Source organism: Bacillus sp. NPDC094064 (assembly GCF_050279585.1).
In the GTDB taxonomy this organism is placed as follows: Bacteria; Bacillota; Bacilli; order Bacillales; family Bacillaceae_G; genus Bacillus_A.
Window position 1 is genome coordinate 450,098 of sequence record NZ_JBNNUI010000002.1, and the last position, 12,415, is coordinate 462,512.

Consider the following 12,415-nt stretch of genomic DNA (forward strand, 5'->3'; position numbering starts at 1 on the left):
GGAAGTGAATCAATATGAGATTATCTGATTATAATACACCGCTATCAGGTATGCTAGCGGCCCAAATGGGATTACAAACGACGAAACAAAACTTGTCTAACATTCATACTCCAGGTTATGTACGTCAAGCAGTGAATATCGCCTCTGCTGGAGCGAGTAATGGGCATATGCCGTCACAAAGAATTGGTAACGGTGTACAAACATTAGGCGTTGATCGTATTACGGACGAAGTGAAAACGAAACAATATAATGATCAATTATCACAGTTCTCATATTATGCATATATGAATTCTACTTTATCAAGAGTAGAGTCTATGGTAGGTACGACTGGACAGAATTCGTTATCCAGTTTAATGGACGGGTTCTTCAATGCTTTCCGTGAAGTTGCAAAAAGTCCGGAGCAATCAAACTACTATGATACATTAATTGCTGAAACGGGGAAATTCACAAGTCAGGTAAATCGTCTTGCGAAAAACTTAGCTACGGCGGAAGTTCAGACGACAGAAGATATTGAAGCGCATGTGAATGAATTTAATCGTCTTGCTGCTAGTTTAGCAGAAGCGAATAAAAAAATTGGGCAAGCTGGCACACAAGTACCAAATCAACTATTAGACGAACGTGACAGTATCGTTACAGAGATGTCTAAGTATGCCGATATAGAAGTATCTTATGAATCTATGAATCCTAATATAGCAAGTGTTAGAATCAATGGTGTTTTAACAGTAAATGGACAAGATACATATCCACTTCAATTAAATAAAGAAAAAGAGCCAATGTCTGTTGGGATTTATGGTTCAGAAATTCCTTTAACTAGCGGCGCAATTCAATCAGCGATAGATACGAAAGCGAAGATTGCGGGTTATAAAAAAAATCTTGAAGATTTTATGAGTTCAGTGAAAAATCAAGTGAATACAGTGATGGGAAAAGATTTCTTCGTTGGAGATTATGCGAAAGAGATGAAATTAAACCCGGAATTTGCACAAGATGTTTCGAAAATGAAAATATCTGCTGAAACAGCAAATAAACTGGCAGGAATTACAGATGGAGATTATAAAGAGGGGCTTACGTATAAACAAGCATTAGACCAATTCATAGTTGGGGTAGCTTCAGATAAAAGTGCAGTGAATGCTTATCAAAGTATTCATGGTGATTTATTGGATGGTATTCAGCAAGAAAAAATGAGTATCGAAGGCGTGAATATGGAAGAGGAAATGGTAAATTTAATGGCCTTCCAAAAATACTTCGTGGCGAACTCTAAAGCGATTAATACGATGAATGAAGTGTTTGATAGTTTGTTTTCAATTATTAGGTAACAGGTAATGAAAAGCAAAAAGCAAAAAACAAAAAGCACATTCTTTATGTGGGAAGAGAGAATCCGGCGGAGTGTAGAAGTGGACAGAGCCTTTAAGTGGACCAAGCGAAGTAAGCCCAGAGATATGAGAAGGCGATAGGGTAAGTTAGTTAGTAAGGAAGCCATGTTTAGCAAATAGCCCCTTCACATGTTAAATAAAAACAAAAAGCACATTCTTTATGTGGGAAGAGAGAATCCGGCGGAGTGTAGAAGCGGACAGAGCCTTTAAGTGGACCAAGCGAAGTAAGACTAGAGATATGAGAAGACGAGAGGGTTCGGCGTACATAGCTGCAGTTTTTTCTTCACGCCACTTCAAATATAAATAAAGGAGAAGATAGGGATGAGAGTATCTACATTTCAAAATGCAAACTGGGCAAAGAATCGGTTAATGGATTTGAATGTACAGCAGCAATATCATCGAAATCAAGTAACTTCAGGGAAGAAAAACCTTCTTATGAGCGAAGATCCACTAGCAGCAAGTAAATCATTTGCGATTCAACATTCATTGGCAAATATTGAACAAATGCAAAAAGATATAGCAGATTCTAGAAATGTGTTAAGTCAAACGGAAAATACATTACAAGGTATTGTGAAATCTTTAACGAGAGCAGATCAATTAACGATTCAAGCATTAAATGGGACGAATAGTGAAAAAGAATTAAAAGCAATTGGAACAGAAATTGATCAAATTCTAAAACAAGTCGTATATTTAGCGAATACGAAAGAGCAAGGTCGCTATCTTTTTGGTGGAGATAGTGCAGAAAAACCACCATTTACGGATGATGGTACATACCAAGGTGGCGAAAAAGATATAATGTGGAAGCTAAATGACGGTTATGAAATTAAAGCATTTCGTAAAGGTGATGACTTATTAACTCCTGTTATCCAAACGTTAGTAAAGATGAAAGATGCTTTGCAAAGCGGTGATCAAAATGCATTACAACCTTTTTTAGAGGAGAATAAGAAAAACTTAGATAGCGTTATTAATCGTACAACAGAAGTGGGAGCAACGATGAGCACTGTAGATACGTTTAATACGATTTTAAGTGAGCAAAACTTAGCGCTTCAAGAAAACCGTAAAGAAATTGAAGATGTTGATTTAGCGGTGGCAATTTCTGATTTAGCATACATTAACGCGACGTATGAAGCGACGCTTAAAGCGATTAGTACGATGAGTAAAACGAGTATTTTAGATTATATGTAAACGATAAGGAGTGAGAAATATGGCAGGAGCATTAACGGGTATTGGCGGTAGACAACAAATATGGAACCTCGGTAATAATATGATCGATACTTCTAACTTCGTTGAATTAGAAATGAATGCACTGGATATGAGGAAAACACCATATACAAATGAAAAAAAACAACTTTCACAAGATAAACTATTATATACAAGTTTAAAATCAGAATTTAGTTCTTTCACGCAAACCTTTAAAAATTTAGCTACTTTTAAAGGAAATGAAAAAAAAGTGACGACATCACAAGATGGCTATATTAACGTAAAAGCTGGTGGTGGAGCCATCGCAGGAACATTTAATGTGAAAATTAATCAACTGGCACAGCGTCATCAAATCGCATCTAATGAAATTACGATAGGTGATAAGCTTCCTAGAAATGAAACGTTAAAGATTAATAATAAAGAACTTAAAGTTACGACGGATATGACATATAAAGATTTAATTAATAAAATTAATGATGGGGATTACGGTGTATCGGTATATACACTAGGCAAAAAAATCTTCATGTCTTCTACGAAAGAAGGAGAAGCAAACGCTATTCATTTAGAACAGACACCACCTAACGTGCTCACTGAGTTGTTTTATTCAGAGGTGGAAGTTAAAGGTACAGAAACAAGCACGCCTAAAACGGAAATGAAATTAAATACGATTAATGAAGCACTAGATGCCATATATAGTATCAATGGTATTGAAGAAAAAAGCGCTAGCAACACAATTGAATCACTTCCTGGTGTAAAGATTGAGCTTTTAAAAGTAACAGACCCGATAGTGGAAAATAAGCCTAGTGGTGACACGGGTGCAGATACAAAAGCTGTGGATCAAAAAGATATAGATTTAAAGTTTACAGTTAGTGATTCAAACGTCACAGATGCAGCTAATTTAATTAAAAAAATGGTAGCTGAGTACAATAAGGCTGTAGGTACAATTGATATTTTCGATGGGAAAAATGGAGCTTTTCAAGGACAGGCAATTATGCAAAGTGTTCGCCAGATGATGAATAGCGTCGTGACGTTTTCAAAGGATGGCAACTATTTGTTCACATATGGTATTCAATTAAAACAAGATGGAACAATGCAAGTGGACGATGAAAAATTAGCAAAGGCGTTAAAAGATAATCCTGATGCAGCAAAACAGTTCTTCTTTAGTTCAAATGGAATAGGAAAGATGATGGAAGAACCACTTGAAAAGTTATTTGGTGATAAGGGTGTAGTCGGGGAAAGTGTGAAAAGCATCGATTCGCGTGTAAGTGATTTAGATAAAAAGATTAAAGATATTGAAGCACAAAACTTGCAAAAGCAAGATGAAATCGTGAAGAAATATCAAAAGTTAGAAAGTACATTAGCGGCGCTTGATAGCCAATTAAAAACAATTAAAGCAATGACAAAACAAAAAAGTGATGATTAATGAAAAGCTAAGGAAGTGATCGTATGCAAGCATGGCAACGCTATATGCAAAATGATATTATGACGAGTAACCCAATTAAAAATACAATTTTTATTTATGAAAGATGTATTGTAGAATTTCGTAATTTAGAAGAGCTTTTACATACTTTTAAACTACAAGAAGGTGATGCGCTTCTTGAAAAGTTAGAACGTATTTTTGAAGAATTAAAGCTACAATTAAATCCTGAAATTACGAAAGATTTATATGATAGCCTATTTGGTTTATATGATTGGATTAGCGTTCAAATTCAAACGATGAAAGTAACACGTGAAGCAAAAGATATCGATGCGATTGTGAAAGTATTACAAGATTTAATAGATGGTTACCGCGGAGCGCTCGAAAATGAACAATGATATTTATCGAGCATTTGTCCGCTGTTTTAATGAAATCGGTGAATTGCAAGTGTCAGATGAAGAGTTTGCTGAGAAAAGTACGATGTTAAATCGCTGGATGATGACATTGGATGAAGAAACACGCGCGCAAGTTGCAGCGGAAGTGAGTCCGTTAATTATTAAGGCAGCTCAGCATATTCGAGATAAGCAAAAGATTTTGGAAGAAATGATTATGACAAATGATGGGCGAATGAAAGCTAATTCATTTTACGGTAAATATTAAATATAAAGTATGGAAACGGGTTCCCTTTTTGAAAGGGAATCCATCCCTTTGTTTAGGAGTTCCGCTGATTGAGGTTTCTCTTCATGGCTGTAGTGAAAAAAACAGTAATTCTCTACATAATATAAAAATGGATGTTAGCTTGTAGTTCATATATTGAAATGCTACATGGATGACTACGTGTATACAATTTTTTTCATTCTTTTTTATATTTTTGTATTTTTCTAAAGACAACAATGAAAAAATGGAATAAAATATGTTAGGGTATATAACAGTTAATATTTTAATAAATACATATAAGAAAATAAATAATGAAGTGAAACTTCTATTAGTGGATTATTATGTTCGAAATGGCCAAGTGGAAAAGGAAGGATGTTGAATATGCCAGATTTAGTGAGTGATGTAAGCCACTATATGAATTATTTAGTGACGAAACGAAATACTGTTTCTAGTAATATTGCAAATGCAAATACACCTGGCTATCAAGCACAAGATGTAACATTTGCTGAACAGATGAATAAAAGCAGTGCATTATATAAAAGTAATCCTTCAGATTTAAATAGCAATCCAGATTTATATCAAACGAATGAAATGCACTTACCAACAGTAAATATGAAAAATACATATGCAAAGATTCAAACGAAATCAATGCAAATGAATAAAGATGGAAATAGCGTGGATGTAACGACAGAAATGCTAGATTTAATGAAAGCAAATCAATTATACGGTATTTCAATTAACGCGATTAATACGCAATATGCAATTAACCAGGCAGCGCGTGGACGTTAAGTATAGAAGGAGAGGCAACTTATGTTTCAAGCAATTAATGCAAGTGGTTCAGGGCTCACTACAGCACGAAAATGGATGGAAGTTACTTCTAATAATATCGTAAATGCGAATACGACTGCAGCACCAGGGGCAGATTTGTATGAGCGTCGCAGTGTAGTGCTAGAATCAAACAATAGTTTTTCAAGTATGTTAAACAGTACTCCTACAAATGGAGTGAAAATAAAAAGTATTGAAGCAGATCAAACTGAAAATTTAGTGTATGATCCGACGCATCCGCATGCAAATGAAGAAGGATATGTACGTTATCCGAACGTTGATGTGACTGCTGAAATGACGAATGTAATGATTGCTCAAAAAATGTATGAAGCAAATACGAGTGTATTAAATGCGAACAAAAAAATGCTCGATAAAGATTTAGAGATTGGCAGAGGATAAGGGAGAAGATGAGAAATGAAAATTCAACCAATGATACAGACACAGCCATTTGGAACGATTCAGGCAATCGGCACGTCTAAACCTTCGCAAACATCCGCAGCTTCTGGGAAAAAGTTTATTGATTTATTAGAAGATATGAATAAAACACAAAACAATGCCCAAACAGCTGTATATGATTTATTAACAAAAGGGGTAGGGGAAACACATGACGTTTTAATTCAGCAAAAGAAAGCTGAATCACAAATGAAAACTGCAGCTCTTGTACGTGATAATCTTATTGAAAATTATAAGTCGCTAATTAATATGCAAATTTAGGAAAGTGGACGGGTGTGTTTAAATGGAAAAGATAAAAAATGTTTTCCAATCGTTAAAAACTTGGCATAAATTAGTGATCGGTGCTGCGCTTTTAGCAATTGTAACAGGAGCACTTTTATACTTCACCTTGCCAGATAAATATGTTGTTGTATATCAAAATTTAAATGATGCAGACAAACAAGAGATTACAGCAGAATTATCGAAGCTAGGTGTTGATTATCAATTAGCAGCCGATGGTTCGATTCGTGTGCAAAAGAATGATGCTCCGTGGGTTCGAAAAGAAATGAATGGAATGGGCTTACCGTTTAATTCGAAAAGCGGTGAGGAAATTTTATTAGAAAGCTCGCTCGGTTCAAGTGAGCAAGATAAAAAAATGAAGCAAATTGTCGGTACGAAAAAGCAATTGGAGCAAGATATTGTAAGAAACTTCGCAACAGTTGAAACGGCAAATGTGCAAATTACGTTACCTGAAAAAGAAACGATTTTTGATGAGGAAAAAGCGAAAGGAACAGCAGCAATTACTGTTGGGGTGAAACGTGGACAACTTTTAACAACTGATCAAGTTGCGGGTATAAAGCAAATGATTAGTGCGGCAGTTCCTGGTGTAAAACCGGAAGAAGTAAGTGTAATAGATAGTAAAAAAGGTGTAATCTCAAAAGGAGCAGATGCAGCGAATGCGAACAGCTCTTCTTCTTATGAAAAAGAAGTTGAGATGCAACATCAAATTGAAGGTAAATTAAAACAAGATATTGATGCAACGCTAATGACGATGTTTAAACCAAATGAATATAAAGTGAATACGAAAGTTACTGTGAATTATGATGAAGTAACACGTCAATCAGAAAAATATGGTGATAAAGGTGTACTTCGTAGTAAACAAGAGCAAGAAGAGCGTTCGACGGCACAAGATAATGCGAAGCCGAGTGCTGGTATTACAGCAAATGGTGAAGTGCCAAACTACGGTACGAACAATAATCAAGATGGTAAAGTCGTCTATGAGAATAATAATAGTAATAAGATTGAAAACTATGAAATAGATAAAACAGTTGAAACGATTAAGAAGCATCCAGAATTAACGAAAACAAATATTGTAGTATGGGTAGATAATGATACGTTAGTAAAACGAAGAATCGATATGACAACGTTTAAAGAAGCAATTGGAACGGCAGCAGGACTGCAAGCTGATCCGAACGGAAACTTTACAAATGGACAAGTTAACGTTGTAACAGTTCAATTTGATCAACCGAAAGCAGAAGAACCGAAAAAACAAGAGAAAAGTGGCTTGAACTGGTGGCTAATCGGTGGAATTACAGGTGGCTTGTTAGCGTTTGTTGGTCTAGTATGGTTCTTCTTAGCGAGACGTAAGAAAAAGAAAGAAGAAGAGGAATATGAAGAATACTTAGCAGAAGATGAAGTTGCGGCAAGTAGTGAAAGTATTATGGAAATTCCGGAAGAAAAAATAGAGCCAGAACCAAAACTTGAACCAGAAAAACCGAAAGAACCAACGTTAGATGAACAAGTACAAAATGCTACGAAGGAACATGTAGAAGGTACTGCAAAAGTTATTAAAAAATGGCTAAACGGACAGTAAGGGAGGAACAATGATGTTAGATGGAATCTCCTCCAAAGAAAAAGCTGCCATCCTCATTCGTACATTAGATGAAGAGGTGGCAGCAAAAGTCATTGAATATATGACTGCTGAGGAAAAAGAAGTATTACTTCGTGAAATCGCGAAGTTTCGTGTATATAAACCGGAAACGTTAGAAAATGTACTAGGGGAGTTCTTATATGAACTAAATGTAAAAGAATTGAATCTAGTGACTCCGGATAAAGAATATATTCGTCGCATATTTAAAAACATGCCAGAAGACGAGCTTGAAAAATTATTGGAAGACCTTTGGTATAACAAAGATAATCCATTTGAATTCTTAAATTCACTAACAGATTTAGAACCGCTTCTTACAGTACTTAATGATGAATCACCGCAAACGATTGCGATTATTGCTTCTTATATTAAGCCACAGCTTGCTTCTCAATTAATTGAGAGATTACCAGATTATAAACGAGTAGAAACAGTAATGGGTATTGCAAAGCTAGAACAAGTAGATGGCGAATTAATTAATCAAATTAGTGAATTATTAAAGGCGAAATTAAATAATATGGCATTTAGTGCGATTAATAAAACAGATGGCTTGAAAACAATTGTGAACATTTTAAATAACGTTTCACGAGGTGTTGAAAAAACAGTCTTTCAAAAGCTGGATGAAATGGACTATGAACTATCTGAAAAGATTAAAGAAAACATGTTTGTCTTTGAAGACTTACTCGGTCTTGAAGATCTTGCGCTTCGCCGTGTGTTAGAGGAAATTACAGATAATGGTGTTATCGCAAAAGCACTTAAAATCGCAAAAGAAGAAATTAAAGAGAAACTATTTACATGTATGTCTATGAATCGTAAAGAGATGATTTTAGAAGAATTAGATGGTTTAAGACCACTTAAGATGACAGACGCTGAAAAAGCACAGCAAACGATTACAGGTACAGTGAAAAAGTTAGAGAAAGAAGGAAGAATTATCATTCAAAGAGGTGAAGATGATGTCCTTATTTAAAAACAGAATTCCGAAGAATTCTGTTTCTTTTTCTGAAGAGACGTATGAATTACAATTTCCAAAGCCAGCCTCAGTTCATATAGAGGGAGAACTACAAGTTGATCATGCAGAACTTCGTGCGCAGCAAGATGCCTTGCATATTGAAATGAATCAGCTAAGGAAAGAGCAGCAAACGTTAGAACGAGAACAACAACAGTTGATGCAAGGGAAAGAAGAATTTCAACAGCACATTCATGAACAAATGGAACAGATGGAAGCAGCGCGTATCCAGTTTCAAAAAGAACAACAAGAAATAGCGTATGAATGGACAGAATTACTATGGGATCAATCCTTTCAGTTAGCGGAAAAAATCGTGAATCAAGCGGTAGATTCGCGATTACTAGATGTTTTACCAATTTTAACTGGCATCGTTCAAACATTGCCTACTTCATTTGAAAAATTAATCATTACAGTACACCCAGAAATGTTTGAACGCATTCAAGAAGAGAAAGAAAATACGAAAGAATATTGGCTTTTACAATTAGTTGAATGGAAGTATGATTTCTCCTTGCAGTTTGGTGAATTTGTTCTGGAAGAAGAAAAGGAATTTTTCGAATTTAAATTTGCACCTATATTTGCGAAACTTCGTCAAAAATGGGAAGAAGAGAAAGTATTTGAGGAGCAAAACGTATGAGCAGGCTTTTAATGAATGAGAATGCTAAATGGAATATGTTCATTAAAACACCGCTGTATACGAAAGTTGGTAAAGTTCATAGTGTACAAGAGCAGTTTTTCGTAGCGAAAGGGCCGAAAGCGAAGATTGGAGATGTTTGCCTCGTTGGGGAACATAATGTCTTATGTGAAGTAATTGCGATTGAAAAAGAGAATAATATGTTACTCCCATTTGAACAGACGGAAAAAGTATGTTACGGAGATTCAGTTACATTAATTGCTGAAGACGTTGTTGTACCTCGTGGTAATCATTTGCTCGGAAAAGTGTTAAGCGCAAATGGTGAAGTGTTAAATGAGAACGCTGAAAATATGCCGCTCCAGAAAATAAAATTGGATGCCCCGCCTATACACGCATTTGAGCGTGAAGAAATTACCGATGTATTTGAGACAGGGATTAAATCGATAGATTCTATGTTAACGATTGGCATCGGTCAAAAAATTGGTATTTTCGCTGGATCTGGTGTTGGTAAATCTACTTTACTCGGAATGATTGCGAAAAACGCAAAAGCTGATATCAATGTTATTAGTTTAGTAGGAGAGCGTGGCAGAGAAGTAAAAGATTTTATCCGAAAAGAATTAGGCGAAGAAGGAATGAAAAAAAGCGTCGTAGTTGTAGCAACATCAGATGAAAGCCATCTCATGCAACTTCGTGCTGCCAAGCTTGCAACATCTATCGCTGAATATTTTCGCGACCAAGGCAATAACGTATTGCTCATGATGGATTCTGTTACTCGTTTTGCTGATGCACGCCGAAGTGTTGATATTGCCGTAAAAGAATTACCGATAGGTGGTAAAACGCTCTTAATGGAAAGCTATATGAAGAAATTGTTAGAACGATCGGGAAAAACACAAAAAGGATCAATAACAGGCATATATACAGTACTTGTTGATGGGGACGACTTAAATGGCCCAGTACCAGATTTAGCGCGTGGTATTTTAGATGGGCATATCGTGTTAAAGCGTGAACTTGCAACGCTTAGTCATTATCCAGCTATTTCTGTATTAGATTCAGTAAGTAGGATTATGGAAGAAATCGTATCACCGAATCATTGGCAATGTGCAAATGAAATGAGAAAAATCTTATCGATTTATAAGGAAAATGAATTGTATTTCAAATTAGGAACAATTCAAGAAAATGAAGAAAATGCTTATATTTTTGAATGTAAAAATAAAGTGGAAGGTATAAATACGTTCTTAAAACAAGGGCGAGCGGATCGTTTTCAATTTGAAGATATCGTCCAAGCGATGCATCATATTGTATAAGACCTCGTGTTTTGGGGTCTTATTTTTGTTTTTTAATATTTCACAGATTTTTTTGTGAAAAAACTATATAATAGAAAAAGAGAGCGCTATAATAGGAAGGGGCTATGAAAATAGGTGGATAAGCAGCAGTACGACACGATAAAATTGCAGATGAATCAAGAGAAAGAACATATTTTAAAAGAAATGTACGAACTAACAGCTGAAAAAAGAAAAATAGAACAAAAAAAAGAATATGATTTGTATGTTGTGAAATCGCGAAGTAAAGTCGTACAAACTGGGCAATGTATTATGGCTGGTATGCTGTCTTCACATACATTTTCGCCTGAGAGAATAGAAGAATGGAATCGGAAAATTAAAAAAACGGAAGGTTTTATTCAAAAAAATGAAAGCCTTTTAGAAAAAATAAAAGAAAAAGAACGTGTCATTGATGAAATGTATCAAGAAGATTGTAAGGAGCTTGCGAAAGCACAAGAAAAGTTAGAAGAAAAGATGCTTCTTGATTTAAAAATGTGTATAAATAGATGAGGTGGAAGTTGTGTTACAGTTTGTATTACCGGTGCAACAAAGTTTACCTCCGCAAGAAGAGAAAAGTCTTGAAATGCAGCCGAAACGTGAAGAGTCTGCATTCGATCAAACGATGAGAAGTGAAAATAAAACAAGGCCGAAAACGGAGAAAGCAAAGCAAGAGGAAGCGCCAGAAGAAAAGAAAGAGTATCTTCTAGTACAAAAGCCGGTGAAAAAGGAAGAGCCGCTTATAAAGAAAGAAGAGAAAAAAGAAACAGAACAAATACTGTTAGCTATATCAGAGCAAATGGTTGCAATTGAACAATTACGTGTGCAAACAAAATTGTTATATCAATACATACAAAAAATACAAGAGTTATATAAAGAACACGGCAATATAAAACTTAACGAATTGCCTGCAGCTGAATTACAACAGTTACAAGAGCTTCTTTCAAATATGCGCATTACAAATGCTATCTGTTTAGAAGATACATTGCAAATGGTGTTAGATAAAGTGATGATGCCGGAGCAAACGATGCAAGTATTGAGAGTTGTAGAATCAGAATTTTGTAATATCGCAAAGAAACAAGAAGAGTCTAAAGACTTAGATGCAGATCTTCCGAAATTAGAGAGCGACGATGTAAAGATAGAGTTGCCAGAAGTTGACGCATTAAACGATTCGAGTTCCGCTGGTGTGGAGTTATTAAATAAAGTGACGAGTACGGATCAAATAGGAAAATCAAATGGCGGTGCAGAGAAAGTTGCATTACCTGATTTAGGAAAGAAAATGGAAGCGCAAGTAGAAGCATTGCAAAAATTTGTAGTGAAACAAGAACGTGTTTTATTTCAGTTAAACCCAGAGAAACTAGGGACATTAACTGTATTTATGAAAAAGCATGGAGATCAAATTGATGTTCATGTCGAAATGGAAAAACACGATGCGAAAAAACGTGTTGAAATCATATTTGATGAATTGAGACTCAAGTTAAAAGAAAAAGAAATTAATATTCAAATTAGTTATTCAGATAAAGATGAAAACCGTAAAGAACAGCGAGAACAAGAGCAAAGGCAAAAACAGAAGTTAGCAAGTCCGAAACAGGAGAATCAACAATCAAAAGAATTTGCGGGATTATTGGAGGAATAAA

14 protein-coding genes are annotated in these 12,415 nt (G+C 35.3%); all 14 read left to right on the forward strand.

Translation table 11 applies throughout. From position 1 onward, the window contains the following. Positions 1-14: 14 nt before the first annotated feature. Entirely contained in the window at positions 15-1,313 is a 1,299-nt protein-coding gene (flgK, locus tag ACQKNI_RS06935) for a flagellar hook-associated protein FlgK (RefSeq protein WP_280147152.1), read from the forward strand. Positions 1,314-1,691: 378 nt separating this feature from the next. Beyond that, complete coding sequence (locus ACQKNI_RS06940) at positions 1,692-2,555, forward strand: flagellar hook-associated protein 3 (protein WP_088231116.1); 864 nt, start codon at positions 1,692-1,694, stop codon at positions 2,553-2,555. Between the two features lie 19 nt (positions 2,556-2,574). Then, complete coding sequence (locus tag ACQKNI_RS06945; RefSeq protein ID WP_088231117.1) at positions 2,575-3,993, forward strand: flagellar hook-associated protein 2; 1,419 nt, start codon at positions 2,575-2,577, stop codon at positions 3,991-3,993. Between the two features lie 23 nt (positions 3,994-4,016). Further along, complete coding sequence (gene fliS / locus ACQKNI_RS06950) at positions 4,017-4,385, forward strand: flagellar export chaperone FliS (RefSeq protein WP_088231118.1); 369 nt, start codon at positions 4,017-4,019, stop codon at positions 4,383-4,385. Then, positions 4,375-4,647, forward strand: a complete 273-nt coding sequence (locus ACQKNI_RS06955; RefSeq protein WP_088231119.1) for a flagellar biosynthesis protein FlgG — start codon at positions 4,375-4,377, stop codon at positions 4,645-4,647. Before fliS ends, ACQKNI_RS06955 begins: the two co-directional genes overlap by 11 nt. 378 nt (positions 4,648-5,025) lie before the next feature. After that, on the forward strand, positions 5,026-5,433 hold the full coding sequence (gene flgB / locus ACQKNI_RS06960) for a flagellar basal body rod protein FlgB (RefSeq protein WP_088231120.1): 408 nt from the start codon (positions 5,026-5,028) through the stop codon (positions 5,431-5,433). 21 nt (positions 5,434-5,454) lie between these two features. Then, a complete protein-coding gene (flgC, locus tag ACQKNI_RS06965) occupies positions 5,455-5,868 on the forward strand; it encodes a flagellar basal body rod protein FlgC (RefSeq protein ID WP_088231121.1) in 414 nt (137 codons plus the stop codon). Between the two features lie 15 nt (positions 5,869-5,883). Next, positions 5,884-6,183, forward strand: a complete 300-nt coding sequence (fliE, locus tag ACQKNI_RS06970; protein ID WP_427282283.1) for a flagellar hook-basal body complex protein FliE — start codon at positions 5,884-5,886, stop codon at positions 6,181-6,183. 22 nt (positions 6,184-6,205) lie between these two features. Continuing rightward, on the forward strand, positions 6,206-7,774 hold the full coding sequence (fliF, locus tag ACQKNI_RS06975) for a flagellar basal-body MS-ring/collar protein FliF (RefSeq protein ID WP_098357227.1): 1,569 nt from the start codon (positions 6,206-6,208) through the stop codon (positions 7,772-7,774). A gap of 13 nt (positions 7,775-7,787) precedes the next feature. After that, the gene (locus ACQKNI_RS06980) at positions 7,788-8,792 is read left to right on the forward strand and encodes a flagellar motor switch protein FliG (protein WP_088231124.1); all 1,005 of its coding nucleotides are present in this window, start codon (positions 7,788-7,790) and stop codon (positions 8,790-8,792) included. Next, complete coding sequence (locus ACQKNI_RS06985; protein ID WP_427282284.1) at positions 8,779-9,465, forward strand: FliH/SctL family protein; 687 nt, start codon at positions 8,779-8,781, stop codon at positions 9,463-9,465. Before ACQKNI_RS06980 ends, ACQKNI_RS06985 begins: the two co-directional genes overlap by 14 nt. After that, positions 9,462-10,766 (forward strand): flagellar protein export ATPase FliI, encoded by a 1,305-nt coding sequence (fliI, locus tag ACQKNI_RS06990; RefSeq protein WP_427282285.1) that lies wholly within the window; start codon positions 9,462-9,464, stop codon positions 10,764-10,766. Before ACQKNI_RS06985 ends, fliI begins: the two co-directional genes overlap by 4 nt. A 114-nt stretch (positions 10,767-10,880) precedes the next feature. Continuing rightward, positions 10,881-11,291 (forward strand): cytoplasmic protein, encoded by a 411-nt coding sequence (locus ACQKNI_RS06995; protein WP_098357228.1) that lies wholly within the window; start codon positions 10,881-10,883, stop codon positions 11,289-11,291. Positions 11,292-11,301: 10 nt separating this feature from the next. Further along, on the forward strand, positions 11,302-12,414 hold the full coding sequence (locus tag ACQKNI_RS07000) for a flagellar hook-length control protein FliK (protein WP_427282286.1): 1,113 nt from the start codon (positions 11,302-11,304) through the stop codon (positions 12,412-12,414). The last annotated feature ends 1 nt before the right edge of the window (position 12,415 follow it).